Annotated in this window: 13 protein-coding genes; 5 read left to right on the top strand and 8 right to left on the bottom strand. The window is 72.9% G+C overall.

What is annotated here, in order from left to right:
- The first annotated feature begins 86 nt into the window (after positions 1 to 86).
- Entirely contained in the window at positions 87 to 1,355 is a 1,269-nt protein-coding gene (locus D1648_RS02550; protein WP_164518556.1) for an alkaline phosphatase family protein, read from the top strand.
- A gap of 27 nt (positions 1,356 to 1,382) precedes the next feature.
- Here the strand turns inward: D1648_RS02550 and D1648_RS02545 are convergent, their stop codons facing one another.
- Genes D1648_RS02545 through D1648_RS02535 form a run of 3 tightly spaced genes read right to left on the bottom strand, consistent with a single transcriptional unit; the run spans position 1,383 to position 4,194 of the window.
- The gene (locus D1648_RS02545; RefSeq protein WP_126281967.1) at positions 1,383 to 1,946 is read right to left on the bottom strand and encodes a hypothetical protein; all 564 of its coding nucleotides are present in this window, start codon (positions 1,944 to 1,946) and stop codon (positions 1,383 to 1,385) included.
- 60 nt (positions 1,947 to 2,006) lie between these two features.
- Complete coding sequence (locus tag D1648_RS02540) at positions 2,007 to 2,825, bottom strand: alpha/beta hydrolase fold domain-containing protein (RefSeq protein WP_122939241.1); 819 nt, start codon at positions 2,823 to 2,825, stop codon at positions 2,007 to 2,009.
- A 58-nt stretch (positions 2,826 to 2,883) separates the two neighbouring features.
- Complete coding sequence (locus tag D1648_RS02535; protein ID WP_122939240.1) at positions 2,884 to 4,194, bottom strand: MFS transporter; 1,311 nt, start codon at positions 4,192 to 4,194, stop codon at positions 2,884 to 2,886.
- Positions 4,195 to 4,435: 241 nt separating this feature from the next.
- On the opposite strand from D1648_RS02535, the gene D1648_RS02530 reads away from it, so the two are divergent.
- From D1648_RS02530 to D1648_RS02520, 3 genes are all read left to right on the top strand, one after another.
- Positions 4,436 to 6,382, top strand: a complete 1,947-nt coding sequence (locus D1648_RS02530; protein WP_122939239.1) for a solute carrier family 23 protein — start codon at positions 4,436 to 4,438, stop codon at positions 6,380 to 6,382.
- Positions 6,383 to 6,548: 166 nt separating this feature from the next.
- A complete protein-coding gene (locus D1648_RS02525) occupies positions 6,549 to 6,986 on the top strand; it encodes an OsmC family peroxiredoxin (protein WP_122939238.1) in 438 nt (145 codons plus the stop codon).
- 405 nt (positions 6,987 to 7,391) lie between these two features.
- Positions 7,392 to 8,423 carry a hypothetical protein gene (locus D1648_RS02520; RefSeq protein ID WP_122939237.1) on the top strand — a complete coding sequence of 344 codons (1,032 nt, stop codon included), beginning with the start codon at positions 7,392 to 7,394 and terminating at the stop codon, positions 8,421 to 8,423.
- A gap of 155 nt (positions 8,424 to 8,578) precedes the next feature.
- Here D1648_RS02520 and D1648_RS02515 read toward each other — a convergent pair whose 3' ends face one another.
- The 5 genes from D1648_RS02515 to D1648_RS02495 form a co-directional block, all read right to left on the bottom strand.
- Positions 8,579 to 10,165, bottom strand: a complete 1,587-nt coding sequence (locus D1648_RS02515; protein WP_122939236.1) for a cation acetate symporter — start codon at positions 10,163 to 10,165, stop codon at positions 8,579 to 8,581.
- Positions 10,165 to 10,506 (bottom strand): DUF485 domain-containing protein, encoded by a 342-nt coding sequence (locus D1648_RS02510; protein WP_164518555.1) that lies wholly within the window; start codon positions 10,504 to 10,506, stop codon positions 10,165 to 10,167. The genes D1648_RS02515 and D1648_RS02510 overlap by 1 nt, the downstream gene beginning before the upstream one ends.
- A gap of 172 nt (positions 10,507 to 10,678) precedes the next feature.
- On the bottom strand, positions 10,679 to 12,055 hold the full coding sequence (gene dnaB, locus D1648_RS02505) for a replicative DNA helicase (protein WP_164518554.1): 1,377 nt from the start codon (positions 12,053 to 12,055) through the stop codon (positions 10,679 to 10,681).
- Between the two features lie 119 nt (positions 12,056 to 12,174).
- Positions 12,175 to 12,684 carry a DinB family protein gene (locus tag D1648_RS02500; protein WP_122939234.1) on the bottom strand — a complete coding sequence of 170 codons (510 nt, stop codon included), beginning with the start codon at positions 12,682 to 12,684 and terminating at the stop codon, positions 12,175 to 12,177.
- A gap of 223 nt (positions 12,685 to 12,907) precedes the next feature.
- The gene (locus D1648_RS02495; protein ID WP_122939233.1) at positions 12,908 to 13,246 is read right to left on the bottom strand and encodes a GNAT family N-acetyltransferase; all 339 of its coding nucleotides are present in this window, start codon (positions 13,244 to 13,246) and stop codon (positions 12,908 to 12,910) included.
- Positions 13,247 to 13,383: 137 nt separating this feature from the next.
- Between D1648_RS02495 and D1648_RS02490 the strand changes: the two genes are divergently transcribed.
- Positions 13,384 to 14,877 (top strand): aminotransferase class V-fold PLP-dependent enzyme, encoded by a 1,494-nt coding sequence (locus D1648_RS02490; protein ID WP_241155326.1) that lies wholly within the window; start codon positions 13,384 to 13,386, stop codon positions 14,875 to 14,877.
- Positions 14,878 to 14,912: the final 35 nt, after the last annotated feature.

The following is a 14,912-nucleotide window of genomic DNA, read 5'->3' as shown; positions in this document are numbered from 1 at the left end:
GGTGCTCACCGGGGACTCGCGCCCCGGCCAGAGTGCGCACCTAGGGTTCCCGGCACGGCATCGGACGGCGAGAACGGGGGCGCGCCATGGACTCGGGTCGCACGCTGCTGATCGCGGTCGACGGGCTCGACGAGCAGGACCTCGCCGACTGCCTGCACGCGATCCCGGGATCCGGCCGACCGCTGCCCCAGCTGCATCACGGCACGACCGGGCTACGGATCCGGCCCGGCGGCCCCTCGGAGCCCGCGCCTGCCCTGACGAGCCTGGTCACGGGCGCGTCGGTCGCACACACCGGGGTCGCGACGGAGGAGCCCTTCGACCCGGACCGCCCCGAGAGCCGCTCGACCTGGTACGCGGCCGCGATGACCGTCCCCACCCTCTTCGCGAGCGCGCGCCGGGCCGGACTGACCACCGCCGCGCTGCAGTGGCCCGCCACCGCCGGCGCCGACATCGACCTGTGTCTGCCGCTGGTCGAGGACCTGCGCCGCTACCGCAACCGCTGGGACATGGCCGAGCGCACCAGCTCCCCGCGCATGCTCGCCGAGCACCTCGCCCCGCGCCGAGAGCTCGGGGTGCAGCTCTCCCAGGTCGCCGCCGACGACCTGGTCACCGAGATCGCCCTCGAGGCGCTCGGACGGGGCCGCATCGACCTGCTGGCCGTGCGGCTGAGCGGGCTGGGGACCGCGCGCCGGGCGGCGGGGCTCGGCAGCGCGGCCGCCGCGGCCGCGCTGGGGGACGTCGCCGACGCGCTCGAGCAGATCCTCACCGCCGCCGCTCCCGGCCCGGCCGACCGGATCCTGCTCGTGCCCGGGCGCGCCCTGGTCCCCACCGCGCTGCTGGTGCACCCCAACGCGGTGCTCGCCGGGGAGGGGCTGGTGCGCACCGACGGGACCCGCATCGACCGGTTCCGGGCCCTGGTGCAGCCCGACGGCCCCCGCGGCGTCGTGCACGTGCGTCGCGAGGAGGGGGAGGCGCTGCGGACTCTGGTCCTCGAAGCGCTCGCGGGGCTGGCGGAGCACTCGCGGCTGCAGCTGCGCAGCGTGGACGACGGGGTCGGGGCGAGCGAGGGCACCGACGTGATCGCGGTGCTCGAGGGCACCCCGGGGACGGTGTTCGGGCTCTCGGCCACGCACCGACCCCTCGTCGAGGGCGACGATCCGTACTACGCCGGCCCGCGCGCGGTCACGGATCCGTCGGCCCCGGCGCACGCGCTCGCGGTGGGCCCGGGGCTGCCGGACGGGCCGGCGGAGGGGTCCTGGGCGGACCTCGGGGTGACGCTGGCCGAGGCGATGGGGCTCGAGCTGCCGGGAGCGACCGCGGCGGGCGTGGCCGAGGGCGCGGTGTCGCACCGCTGAGCAGAGGCGTCGACCCGGGAGGGGTCCTCAGGCGCGACGGACGAGGCGCTCGCGCAGCCCGTCCAGCACCCGCCGCAGCGGACCCGACGGCACGGCGAGCCGGTCGCGCAGCTCCTCGAGCGCGGGCGACTGGTGGCGGATGTGATGGTCGCCGTCGTGCAGAGCCTCGGGGGCGGGCCCCTCGGCGAGCTCGCGCGGGGAGACCTCCGCGGACAGCAGCAGGCGCACCTCGTGGCGGCCGTCGCGATCCAGCACCACCTCGAGGGAGTCGACCGTCGCATGGAGCTCGGCGGAGATGTCCGCGCGCAGCTGGGCGAGCGCGCCGTCGAGCGCGGCCGAGGCCGCCGGATCGGCCCGCACCGACTCCCGCATCGGGGAGGCGACGAGGTTCCCGCCGACGTCGACGATCTCGTCGATGACCTCGTGGCGGCCGGCCTCCCGTCCTTCCTCGTGGAGGACGAGCTGCTGGAGGACCACCCGCAGCACGCCGACCGCCGCATGCGGCATCACGGCCTCGCGGAGGCGCGCGACCGCGCGCGGGCTGCCGTCCCAGATCACGTGCCCGCCCACAGGCCGGTCCCCTGCGTCCATGGCCACAGAGTAGCGCCGCCTCCCGAGAAGACGAACAGTGTCAGGTCTTCCGGGACGTCGTCAGTGCGCGGCGGACTCGTCGAGGCCGATCGCCGCGCGCACGGCGCTGATCTGGAAGCGCCGCGCCTGCTGCGCCTGCGGCCCCTCCCCGGCGACGGCGACCTGATGGCCGCCGTGGGGGAGCTCGAGGACGTGGTGCTCGGCGCCGGCGTCGAGGAGCGCGGCGGCCAGGCTCCGGCCGTCCCGCACCAGCGGGTCCTCCGCCCCGGTCACGAGGTGCACGGGCGGCAGGCCTGCGAGGTCGCCGTGCACGGGACTCAGCCGCGGCTGCGTGCGCGGGACGGCACCGGCGTACAGGCGCGCGGCGACCCGCAGCGACTCCTGGCCGTGATCCTCCCGGGAGAGGTCCGACCAGGGCGACTCGAGCAGCACTGCGGCGGGGGCGTCGGCCCCGGAGCCGGCGAGGGACTGCGCGACGGCGAGCGCGAGCCCGCCCCCGGCGCCGTCGCCGGAGAGCACCCATCGGCCCGGGCGCAGCACCGCCTCGCGCTGCATGTCGGCGAGCGCGGCGAGCACGTCGTCCACCGCGGCGGGATAGGGGTGACGCGGGGCGAGGCGGTAGTGGATCATCGCCGCGGCGGCACCGGAGCGCCGCGCGACCTCCTCGAGCCATTCCCAGGTCTGCCGCGACTCGCCCTGCACGTACGCGCCGCCGTGCAGGTGCACGATCGTCGCGGTGCTCGCGAGCCCCGGATCGATCCAGGTCACGGGGACCCGGTCGTGGCGCACGCGCCGCACCCGGGAGGGATCGGCGACGGCGCGCGGGGGCAGGGAGGGCCGCTGCGAGGCCAGGATGCGCAGGGTGCGGACGAGGCTCATGGAGGCATCTTCCCACGGACTCCGAGCCTGCGCCGCGTGCACGCCCGAGGGCCGGTCCTCAGGCGTGCAGCTCGTCGTCGACGGTGCGCGGCAGGCCCGCGCGATATCCGGCGATCGCCAGCAGCACACCGGTCCCGGCCAGGAACCACAGCACGGTCGCGGAGGCGCCGGTGACGTCCAGCAGCATCCCGGCGAGGATCGGGCCGAGGGCGGCGAGGAGATAGCCGACGGGCTGGGTGGCGCCCGAGAGGCGGGCGGTGACCAGCGGGGAGCGGGTCCGGGCCGGCAGCAGCGCGATCGCGGTGGGGAAGGCGAAGCCGCCGATCCCCAGCACGCACGCCCACAGCAGCGGGCTCGCCGTCGGCGCGAGGAGCAGTCCCAGATAGCCGATCGTCGTCAGCGCCCCGAAGCCCGCCACGATGAAGCGCAGGCCGGGGGCGCGAGCGATCACCGTCGGCATCACGAGACCGCCCACGAGCCCCCAGCCGGAGATCACGCCGACCAGCAGCCCTGCCCGGGTGGGAGTGATGCCGGCGTCGGCGAGGATCTGCGGGAGCATCCCGAACTGCGTGTACGCGTTCAGGGACTGGAGGGCGAACATGACCGTCAGCGCGATCGCGGTGGGCGAGCGCAGCAGGGAGCCGCTGAGGGTGCCGCGCGGCGGGGCGGGAGGGAAGTCGTGCCCGGTGCGGGTGAGGACCACGGCCCACACCACGACGGGCAGCGCGATCACGGCGCCCCAGAACAGCAGGGATGCGCGCCATCCGTCGGCGCCGCCGCCCGCGAGCGGCACGGCGAGGGACGCCCCGGCGGAGCCGCCGATCGCGAGCACCACGCTGTACAGCGTCATCAGAGCCACGGCGTGCCGCCCTCCGTGCAGCTTGATCCAGGCCGGGACCAGCACGTTCCCGAGCGCCGGGCCCATCAGGCCGATCACCGACAGCGCCACGAACAGCCAGAACACGTCCGTGCCGGGCCGCAGCAGCAGCGCGATCGCGGCGAGCACGAAGGAGGCGACGACCGTGCCGGACAGCCCGAGCCGCCGCGAGATCGGCACGGCGAGCAGGCCCAGCGCACCGAAGGCGAGGCAGGGCAGGGCGGTCAGGAGGCCCGCGGCGGCCGGCCCCTGTCCGTAGGCGGCGACGATCGGGTCCATGAGGGGGCCGACGCCGGTCGCCCCGGGGCGCAGGTTCACCGCGATCGTCGCGACCGCGAGCACGGCGAGCACACCGCCGACGACGCGGCCGCCTCGGCCGGCGGGCGCGGGGTCGGCGGCGCCGATCGCGGTGTCGACTCCGACGGGCTCGTCGCTCGCGCAGGCCACAGGGGCTCCCGGGGTCAGGTCGTCGGACTGCGCAGAGGTGCTCACGATTCCCTTCTACCCCTCCGCGGCCGGAACGGCCAGGACATGCCATCAGGTGCCTTCGATCTCACGTCGGCGCCTCCGGGGCCGGTCACGGGCTCGTCGGCCGTCGCCCGCGGGGATCGTGGAGCGAACGATTCCCGCGCACGGCCGCGACCGGGCCTACGCTGGTGCGCGGCCCGGCGCGCCGGGCCCGCCCCCGCCATCCCTGCGTCGGCCCCTCGCCCGACGGATCCCTAGGACGCCCATGACCTCCGCCGCAGCATCGCCCGCCCCGGACGCCCCCGCAGCGCCGCCCGTGCACCCCGTCGACCAGGCTCCGCCGCCCGCGCGGCTGACCGTGCTCTCGATCCAGCACGTGCTCGCCTTCTACGCGGGCGCCGTGATCGTGCCGCTGCTGATCGCCTCGGGCCTCGACCTCACCGCACAGCAGACGATCCACCTCATCAACGCTGATCTGTTCACCTGCGGCATCGCGACCCTGATCCAGTCCGTCGGCTTCTGGAAGGTGGGCGTGCGCCTGCCGATCATCCAGGGTGTGACCACCACCGCCGTCTCCCCGATCATCGCGATCGGGCTCGCGGCCACCGGCGGCGAGGGCGGCGCCGAGGGCCTGCCGATGATCTACGGCTCGATCATCGTCGCGGGCCTGTTCACCTTCCTGGCCGCGCCGTACTTCGCGAAGATCCTGCGGTTCTTCCCGCCGGTCGTGATCGGCACCGTGCTGACGACGATGGGGATCACGCTGCTGGGCGTCTCCGCAGGGGACATCACGAACTACGCCGAGGGCACCCCCGCCACCCGGGACATCCTCTACGCGCTCGGCACCCTCGCCGTGATCGTGCTCGTCCAGCGCTTCTTCCGCGGCTTCCTCGGCACGATCGCGGTGCTGCTCGGCCTCGTGATCGGCACCCTCGTCGCGGTGCTGCTGGGCGACACCTCCTTCAGCGGCGTCACGGAGGCCTCCGCCTTCGGGGTCACCACACCCTTCTACTTCGGCATCCCCACCTTCTCGCTCACCGCGATCGTCTCGATGATCATCGTCATGCTGATCACGATGGTCGAGACCACCGGGGACGTCTTCGCCGCCGGGGAGATCGTGGGCCGGCGGATCCGGCCGAGGAACATCTCCGAGGCACTGCGCGCCGACGGCCTGTCGACCCTGCTGGGCGGGGTGCTGAACTCCTTCCCCTACACCTGCTTCGCGCAGAACATCGGCCTGGTGCGCCTGACCCGCGTGAAGTCCCGCTGGGTCGTCGCGGGCGCGGGCGTGATCATGATCGTGCTCGGCGTGCTGCCGAAGGCCGGCGCGGTCGTCGCCGCGATCCCCTCCCCCGTGCTGGGCGGTGCGTCGCTGGCCCTGTTCGCCTCGGTCGCGCTGGTGGGCATCCAGACCCTGTCGAAGGTCGACCTCACCGACAACCGCAGCTCCGTCATCGTCGGCACCTCCCTGGGTCTGGCGATGCTGGTCAGCTTCAAGCCCGACATCGCCGGGGTGTTCCCGTCGTGGGCGCAGGTGTTCGTCTCCTCCGGCGTGACCGTCGGCGCGCTCACCGCGATCGTGCTGAACGTGCTGTTCTTCCACCTGGGCCGGCAGCGCGGCGCGAACGTCGCCACCACCGCGGGCGGGGAGCGCATCGGCATCGAGGAGGTCGGAGAGATGGACCGCGAGACCTTCGTGGCGACCTTCGGCTCGCTGTTCAACGGCGCGACCTGGCCGCTCGAGCGGGCCTGGGAGGCCCGCCCCTTCGCCGACGCGCCCGCGCTGCGCGCGGCCATCGAGGACGCGGTGCTCACCGCGGAGCGCGCCGAGCAGGACGCGCTCGTGCGCGCCTATCCGGACATGGCCACCCTGGTCACGGCCGACGAGGAGCAGGCCGGCGCGATCAGCCAGGACGTCGGCTCCTTCGCGCTGGACGGCCTGGCTGAGGAGGACGTCGAGGCGCTGCGCGACCTCGCCGACCGCTACGCCGAGAAGTTCGACCTGCCCTTCGTCGCCTTCCTGGGCCGCACCGACTCCTTCGCGCAGATCCTCGAGGCCGGGGTGCGGCGCCTGGACCACTCCCCCGAGCACGAGCGGCGCGTGGCGCTGACCGAGGTCGCCGAGATCGCCGGGGACCGCTTAGGGATCATGGTCGCCGACGCGAACCCGATCGGCTCCGCCTGGGCGCGGAAGTTCGAGTCGCTGCAGTAGGAGAGCAGTAGGAAAGTCTGTGCGACGACGTCTCGGCTGAGAGTCGGGAGCCGCCGTCTGCCCGGCGCCCGGCTCGAACGGGCATCGACGTGGGGAGCGGTCCGGGCTAGCGTGGCAGGAGCGCCCCGCAGGAGCGCGGGCGCGACCCTCGATCGAAGGAGTCACCATGCCCCGCACCGTCGTCAGCAACGCCTCCACCATCTGGAAGGGCGACCTGATCTCCGGCTCCGGCACCACCACCCTGGACACCTCGAAGCTCGGCACCATGGATCTGAGCTGGAAGGCGCGCTCGGAGGACTCGGAGCAGGGGACGACCTCACCCGAGGAGCTGATCGGCGCCGCCCACTCCGCCTGCTACGCGATGCAGTTCTCGAACCTGCTCGCCGAGAACGGCACCCCTCCCACCTCGATGGACACCTCCGCCGCGGTGTCCTTCAACGTCGGCGAGGGCGGCATCACCGGGATCGAGCTGAGCGTCACCGCGAAGGTCGACGGGATCGACGACGCCGACTTCCAGCGCCTGGCCGAGGAGGCGAAGAAGACCTGCCCGGTCTCCGCCGCGCTCTCCGGCGTGGACATCACGCTCACCGCGACGCTGGGCTGAGCCCGGGGGCGGCGTGCAGACGGCGCAGGCCCGAGGGCGGTCGCTCTCCGACGGGCTGCTGCGGTGCCGATGCCGCTGCTCCCCCGGCTGACGCTGCCGTCTCCGGCCGGCACTGCCGTCTCCGGCTGGAGACCGCCGCCCCGCTGAGCTACTGCGCGGTATCCAGTGTCAGGTGTCGCTATCGAGACGCATTCCGACATCTGACACTGGATACCGTCGGGTAGGTCGCGGTGCGTGAGCCAGGTCGGCTCCACCACCGGGCACACCCCTCGCCCAGCCCGCACCGCCGCCGGGCAGGTTCTTTCGCCGCCGCGCACGCCCATCGAGCGGGTGCCCTCACCGAACCTCGACTCCGGCCGCCGGGCGAGCGTCGAGAGGGGCGCGGCGAGGAGTACGGTCGACATCATGGAACCGATCCCCCGCTACTGGGCCGCCGTCCATGAGACCCATGCCTTCCCCGGCAGAGGCACCTTCGCCCTCACCGTCAACGGTGCCTCGGACGTCTCCGTCGAGGACGCCCGTCACGATGCCCGACGTCGGCTCGATGCGCTCGTCGCCGCCGGCGGGCCCGGGCAGCGGGGCGGTTCCGAGCACGAGTACTACCCGAGCCGTCGCCTCCCCGAGGAGCTGCTCGAGGAGGTCCACGACGAGGACGGCACGCTGGTCGCCGCGGTCACCCGCAACCGCTATGGCGCGGCGGTGCTGAACACCGACGTCCTGCTGATCAGCGACGTCGACCTGCCGCCGGAGATCACGGGGCGCACGACGTCGGCGGACACGAGATCGGCGGGCGTGGGGAAGCGTCCCGGACTGCTGTCGCGGCTCCTCGGCGGAGGTCGTACCGAGCGCGACGTCGACAGCGGCTCGTCGGGCGAGGGGCGCGGCGGTGCCGCGGAAGCCTCAGGAGCCGCTGCACACGGGACCGACGCCGCCTCCGCCGACCTCCCGGACGAGCTCGGCGGGCAGGGTGCCGGCGAGCGCGGTCGCGCACATGCCCAGATCCTCGAGAGCATCCGCGAGTTCGGCCGACGACACCCCGACCTGGGCGTGCGCGCCTATCGCACCCGCAACGGGTTCCGCCTGCTGGTCTCCGGCACAGGCGCCCATCCCGCGAGCGACCGCGCCCGCGCGCTGATGGAGGAGGTGCGCAGCGACCAGCTCTACATGCTGCTGTGTCGGGTCCACGACACCTACCGCGCCCGTCTCACCCCGAAGCCCTGGCGAGTGGGCGCCGACCGCTTCGAGTCGCTCGGCACCCGCTCTGCGAAGGATCTCGAGCACAGCGACTGGGTGCGGCGCTACGGCGAGGCCTCGGCGCAGGTGGCCGTGTGCCGCCTGCTCGAGGTGACCGGGCCCGCTCCGTCGGCCCTCGAGCAGCGGATCATCGACCTGCACGACCGCGCCACCCGCCCGGAGGCGGGCCTGCCGCTCGCCTGAGCACCAGGTCCAGCGCCGCATAACGGGGCGCAGGGAAGCACGGGGAGGGGCAGCGCAGCGAAGCAGGGCGAACGGCGACTCCATTCGCCCTGCTCTGCTGACGCCCCGCGCCCCGCCGGCTGCACCGGGGAGAGGAGCTGGCACCCCGCCGCGGCTCAGTGCGGCTGGGTGGCCTTCTCCGCGCCGGCGCCGGTCATGGAGCGGACCTCCATCTCGGCCTGCTTGAGCTCGTCGTGCTCCGGGGAGGTGACCGAGCCGAGCCAGCCGAGGAAGAAGCCCAGCGGCACCGAGACCAGCGCCGGGTTCGACAGCGGGAACCAGGCGAAGTCCGCGCCGGGAATCATCGCCGTCTCGGAGCCGGAGACGACCGGGGAGAAGGTGATGAGGAACAGGGCGCTGCCGAGCCCGCCGTAGATGCTCCACAGCGAGCCGCGGGTGTTGAACCGCTTCCAGTACAGCGAGTACAGGATCGAGGGCAGGTTCGCGCTGGCCGCGATCGCGAAGGCGAGGGAGACCAGGAAGGCGACGTTCTGCTCGGCCGCGAGGATGCCGCCGATGATGGAGACGGCGCCGATCACCACGGCGGTGCGCCTCGCGACCCTGACCTCCTGGGCCGGGGTGGCGTCCCCGTCCTTGAGCACGCCGTTGTAGATGTCGTGCGCGAAGGAGGCCGAGGCGGTGATCGTCAGCCCCGCCACGACCGCGAGGATCGTCGCGAAGGCGACCGCGGAGATGATGCCCATCAGCACCGTGCCGCCGAGGGCGTAGGCCAGCGCCGGCGCGGCGGAGTTCGAGCCGCCGGGCAGGGTGCCGATCACGTCCACGCCCACCATGTACGCGGCGGCGAAGCCGAGCACCAGGGTGCACAGGTAGAAGAAGCCGATCAGGCCGATCGCCCAGACCACGGAGCGGCGGGCCTCCTTCGCCGTCGGCACCGTGTAGAAGCGCATCAGCACGTGCGGCAGCCCCGCCGCGCCGAACACGAGCGCGATCGCGAGGGAGACGAAGCCGAGCTTGGTCGCCCCGGAGGTGCCGTACTGGTGCATCGGCTCGAGGATCGTCGTGCCGTCGGGATGCTCGGCCACGGCCCTGCCGAGCACCTCGGAGAGGTTGAAGCCGTTCAGCGCGAGGATCCACACCGTCGAGACGCCGACGGCGGTGATCAGCAGGACCGCCTTGATGATCTGCACCCAGGTGGTGCCCTTCATCCCGCCGATGAGCACGTAGGCGATCATCACCACGCCCACGACCGCGATCACCACCGACTGGCCCACGCGCCCCTCGATGCCGATCAGCAGCGAGACCAGCGCACCGGCGCCGGCCATCTGTGCGAGCAGGTAGAAGAAGGTCACGGCGAGCGTCGAGGTGGCCGCCGCGGTGCGCACGGGGCGCTGGCGCATGCGGAAGCTGAGCACGTCGGCCATCGTGTACTTCGCGGTGTTGCGCAGCGGCTCGGCGACCAGCAGCAGCGCCACCAGCCAGGCGACGAGGAAGCCGACGGAGTAGAGCAGCCCGTCGTAGCCGTAGAGCGCGACGGCGCCGACGATGCCGAGGAAGGAGGCGGCCGAGAGGTAGTCGCCGGCGATGGCGATGCCGTTCTGCCGGCCGGAGAAGGCGCGGCCGCCGTGGTAGAAGTCGCCGGCGGTGACGTTCTGCTTCGAGACGCGGATGACCACGACCAGGGTGATCACCACGAACGCGAGGAAGATCGCGATGTTGAAGATCGGGTTCCCGAATTCCATCAGCTCTCCCCCTCCAGCTCATCGCGCAGCTTCTGCGAGATCGGGTCCAGTGACCGGTTCGCGTGGCGGATGTACAGCCACGTGATCAGGAAGGTCATCAGGAACTGGCTCAGGCCCAGCAGCAGGCCGAGGTTGAGGTTCCCCAGCACCGGGGTGGACATCAGGGCCTCGGCGTAGGTGGACAGCAGCACGTACGCGAAGTACCAGATCAGGAACGCGACGGTCATCGGGATCGCGAAGCCGCGGAAGCTGCGGCGCAGGCGGCTGAAGTCCTCGGAGTGCTGGACCTGCTGGAACTGCTCGGGTGTCGGGGAGGAGGGGCTCAGGGGTGGGGGTGGCACGGGCACAACTCCTTCGTTCTGCTCGGTCGGTCCCGCCCTGGGGACGGCGGGATCGGGTCGACGCTAGCAGATGTGACGACCCCCACAGGCGCGTTCAGGGCGCGTGCACCGTTCGGTGGCGAGCCGGAGCTGCCCGGGCGCACCCTACGCCCATGGCGGCACCGGCCCGAGCTCAGCCGCTGAAGCCGCCGGCGTTCGCCATGTCCTTGAAGCGTGAGTAGTGGCCCTCGAACGCGACGGGGATCGTCTTCGTGGCACCGTTTCGGTGCTTGGCGACGATGAGGTCCGCCTCGCCGGCGCGGGCGGACTCCTTCTCGTAGTAGTCCTCGCGGTGGATCAGGAGGATGACGTCGGCGTCCTGCTCGATCGAGCCGGACTCGCGCAGGTCCGACATCATCGGGGTCTTGTCGGTGCGCTGCTCGCTGCCTCGGTTCAGCTGCGAGATCGCGATGACGGGCACGTCGATCTCCTTGGCCAGGAGCTTCAGGGCGCGGGAGAACTCCGAGACCTCCTGCTGACGGGACTCGACCTTCTTGCCCGAGCTCATCAGCTGCAGGTAGTCGATGACCACGAGCTTGAGATCGTGCTTCTGCTTGAGGCGTCGGCACTTGGCGCGGATCTCCATCAGCGACATGTTCGCCGAGTCGTCCATGAACAGGGGCGCGTCGGCGATGCGGCTCATGGCGCGGGCCATGGACTGCCAGTCGCGGTCGTCCATCGACCCGTCGCGCATGCGGTTCATCGGCACCTGCGACTCCGCGGAGAGCAGTCGCATCGTGATCTCGGTCTTGTCCATCTCGAGGGAGAAGATGACGGAGGTCTGGCCGTTGTGGATCGAGGCGGAGCGCAGCACGTCCATGCCGAGCGTCGTCTTGCCCATGGCGGGACGGCCCGCGAAGATGATCATCTGCCCGCCGTGGAGACCCTGGGTGAGCTCGTCGAGCTCCGCGAAGCCGGTGGGCACGCCCGTGACCTGGCCGCCGCGGTTCTGGGTCGCCTCGATCGCGTTGAGGGTCTCGTCGATCACCTCGCCCAGCGGCAGGAAGTCCTCGCTCTGGCCGCGCTCGGTGACCGCGTAGATCTGGGCCTGGGCCTCGTTGATGACCTCGTCGACCTCGCCGCCGTCGGCCGCGAAGCCGAGCTGGACGATGCGAGTGCCGGCCTCGACGAGGCGGCGCAGCTGGGCGCGCTCGACGACGATCTCGGCGTAGAAGCCGGCGTTCGCGGCGGTGGGGACCATGTCGATGAGGTCCGCGAGATAGGCGCCGCCGCCCACGCGCTGCAGCTCGCCGCGCTTGGAGAGCTCGTCGGAGACGGTCACGAGGTCCGCGGGCTCGCCGCGGCCGTACAGGTCGATGATGGCCTCGTAGATCATCTCGTGCGCGGGCCGGTAGAAGTCGGCGCCGCGCACCGTCTCGACGACGTCGGCGATGGCGTCCTTGGACAGCATCATGCCGCCCAGCACGCCGCGCTCGGCGGCGAGGTCCTGGGGCGGGGTGCGCTCCAGTCCGCGGTCGGTTCCGGCTTCGAAGGCTTCGGTGGATGTCACCGAGCCAGTGTAGGAAGTCCGACGGACGGGCGGGACGTGATCCTCGCGGCGCGGGGACGGCGCGGCGATGGGGAGGAGAGGTCAGGGCCGTCACCGCCTGCGGCCGTACCCGACCGCTTTCAGCCGCGCTGAGGCATCCCGAGCACGTAGGCGGCCTGGGCGAGGTGCTGGATCGCGTCGTCGAGGATGCTCACCAGGCGCGCGGCGCGCGTGACGGGCGGGTCCCAGGCCTCGTCGACGATGTCGTCGAGATCGGCGAAGGTGACCCCGGCGAGGTGGAAGTCGAACGCGTCGAGGGCCGCCTCGACGTAGTCCAGCAGCGCCTCGCCGTCGGTCACCTCGATCGCGCGGGCCTGCTCCGGCGTGTGGCCGTAGCCCACCGCGGCGCCCTCCTCCCCGAGGCCGAGCTGCTTCGCGATGCCGCGGGTCTCCCACACCTCGTCCTCGCCGGTCAGCGCGGCAAGCTGCGCGTCGATCTCGCGCCCGGTGTGCCACAGCAGCCAGGCCACGGAGTTCGGGTGCCCTCCCGGATGGGCCGCGAGCACGGCGGGATCCAGTCGGCCGCGCAGGGCGTCGGCGGCATGACGCGGGCGGGAGGCGAGGTCTCGGAGCAGAACGAGGGCGTCCATGAGGAGACGGTACTCGTTCCCGCGCCGGAACGCCCGCGGTCCCGGGGCGGGCACTGCTGTCCTGCGCGCGGCGGGCAGCCCTTCCATGGTCAGGTACTGGCGTGTGGCGTCCCCGTACGCCTATATAGGCGTACGGGGACGCCCTGCGCCACCACATGACCAGGCGGCGGGGTGGGGGTGACGTGCGGCGGGATGGGGGTGCCGTGCAGCGGCGCCCGGTCGCTCAGTCCTCGGCGATGACGATGTCGGTCTGCTCGGGGTGCCGCTGGAGCCAGCTCTCGATGAAGGGGCAGATCACGAGGACAGGGAGGGTCGCGGCCCGCGCCTCGGCGAGGACGGTGCGCACGAGGACGGAGGCGACGCCCTCGCCGCGGTGCTCGGGATCGGTGACGGTGTGGACCAGATCGATCCGGCGCCGCGTGCGCTCGTAGATCATGATCCCGACGACCTGCCCGCCCCGGACCGCCTCGTAGCGTCGCGCGGCGGTGTTGTCCCGCACGGCGATGGTCTCCTCGGGCCCGTGGACGTGCTCCGCGGGGCTGCCGCCTGTTCCGGTGGGCATGGCGGTCACCTTCCGGTCGGTGTCTCCACGGTACGGCAGGGAGGCCTGCGCTGTCAGGGCCGGGCACGTGGGGATGGCGCGGGCGGGACGGACCGTCCTGTCCTCCCGCTCGCCGAACGCATGCGACGATGCGGGACGTGATCCCGGACTCCGTGCAGCCCCAGTCCCCATCCCCCGCTACCGGCGCCCCGGCACCGGCGGGCGGCACACCCACCCCGGAGGACTCCGCCTTCTCCCGCGCCTCGGATGCGCTGCAGCGCCACCGCGAGCCCTCGGAGATCTGGGGCGACGAGCGCGAGGCGGTGAGCCTCGCCCTGCGCTGGGCCGCCTCGCACACCACGGTCGCCACCGATCCGAAGACCACCGCGCGCAGCGCCGAAGAGCTGCAGGCCGAGGTCGGCGCGACCATCACCGCGGACGGCATCGGCGCCGCCCGCGCGATGGAGCTGTTCGACGAGGTGCTGCTGCCGGCGACCCGCTCCGCCGAGGACCCGATGAACCTCGCCTACATCCCCGCCGCGCCCACCCGGGCCGCGGTCGCCTTCGACACGGTGGTCTCGGCCGCGAACGTCTTCGGCGGGGTGTGGGAGAACGGCGCCGGGGCGATCTTCGCGGAGAACCAGGTGCTGCGCTGGCTCGCCGACCTGCTGGGCTGGCCGGCGGACGCGGCCGGGGTGTTCGTCTCGGGCGGCACCCAGGGCAACCTCTCCGCGCTCGCCACCGCCCGCGACCACGCCCTGCGCGAGCGGGGCCGTCGTCCCGAGGGCGGCTGGGCGCTGGCCTGCGCCTCGACCGCGCACTCCTCGGTCGCCTCGGCCGCACGCCTGCTGGACATGGACGTGGTGACGGTCCCGGTGGACGACCGCGGCCATCTCACCGGCGCGGCGCTCGAGCCGCTCCTGGCCGAGGACCCCAGGATCTGCGCCGTGGTCGCCTCCGGCGGCACCACCAACGCGGGGATCATCGACGACATCGCCTCGGTGGTCGAGGTCGCCCACCGCCACGGGGCCTGGGTGCACGTGGACGGCGCCTACGGCGGGGCGGCGCTCACCTCGAGGACCGCGCGGGAGCGCTTCGCGGGGATCGACCGGGCCGACTCCTTCATCGTGGACCCGCACAAATGGCTGTTCGCGCCCTACGACTGCTGCGCGCTGCTGTACCGGGACCCGCGCCCGGCCGCCGCCGCCCATTCCCAGCACGCCGCCTATCTCGACTCGATCGACCGCGGCGAGTCCAACCCCTCGGACCTCGCCGCCCATCTCTCCCGCCGCACCCGCGGCCTGCCGCTGTGGTACTCGCTGGCCACGCACGGCACCTCCGCCTACGCCGCCGCGGTGGACCGCTGCCTGGCCTCGGCCCGCACCGTCGCCGACGCGATCGCGGCGAGCGACCATCTCGAGCTGCTGATGGAGCCCGAGCTGTCGGTGGTGGTGTTCCGTCGGCCCGGCTGGACGCCGGCCGAGTACCGACGCTGGTCGCAGCGTCTGGCGCGGGAGGGGACGATCCTGTGCCTGCCCACCGCGTTCCGCGGGGAGATCGCGCTGCGGCTCGCCTTCGTGAACCCGGCGACGGACCCGGACGCGGTGATCGCTGTGCTCGAGTCGACGATGCGCGAGGCCGACGGGAGCTGACCGCCCCGCCACCCGCGTCCGACAGCCGGCCGCCT

Source organism: Brachybacterium sp. EE-P12, from assembly GCF_003711805.1.
Taxonomy (GTDB): Bacteria; Actinomycetota; Actinomycetes; order Actinomycetales; family Dermabacteraceae; genus Brachybacterium.
The sequence above is the reverse complement of the archived record's forward strand: the minus strand, read 5'-3'. Positions and strand labels throughout refer to the sequence as shown.

Excerpts from the sequence above, each read along its gene's own strand:
- D1648_RS02515 (WP_122939236.1), bottom strand. The coding sequence starts at position 10,165 with ATGGAATTCGGGAACCCGATCTTCAACATCGCGATCTTCCTCGCGTTC.
- D1648_RS02500 (WP_122939234.1), bottom strand. The coding sequence starts at position 12,684 with ATGGACGCCCTCGTTCTGCTCCGAGACCTCGCCTCCCGCCCGCGTCAT.
- D1648_RS02495 (WP_122939233.1), bottom strand. The coding sequence starts at position 13,246 with ATGCCCACCGGAACAGGCGGCAGCCCCGCGGAGCACGTCCACGGGCCC.
- D1648_RS02550 (WP_164518556.1), top strand. The coding sequence starts at position 87 with ATGGACTCGGGTCGCACGCTGCTGATCGCGGTCGACGGGCTCGACGAG.
- D1648_RS02545 (WP_126281967.1), bottom strand. The coding sequence starts at position 1,946 with ATGGACGCAGGGGACCGGCCTGTGGGCGGGCACGTGATCTGGGACGGC.
- D1648_RS02540 (WP_122939241.1), bottom strand. The coding sequence starts at position 2,825 with ATGAGCCTCGTCCGCACCCTGCGCATCCTGGCCTCGCAGCGGCCCTCC.
- D1648_RS02520 (WP_122939237.1), top strand. The coding sequence starts at position 7,392 with ATGGAACCGATCCCCCGCTACTGGGCCGCCGTCCATGAGACCCATGCC.
- D1648_RS02525 (WP_122939238.1), top strand. The coding sequence starts at position 6,549 with ATGCCCCGCACCGTCGTCAGCAACGCCTCCACCATCTGGAAGGGCGAC.
- D1648_RS02530 (WP_122939239.1), top strand. The coding sequence starts at position 4,436 with ATGACCTCCGCCGCAGCATCGCCCGCCCCGGACGCCCCCGCAGCGCCG.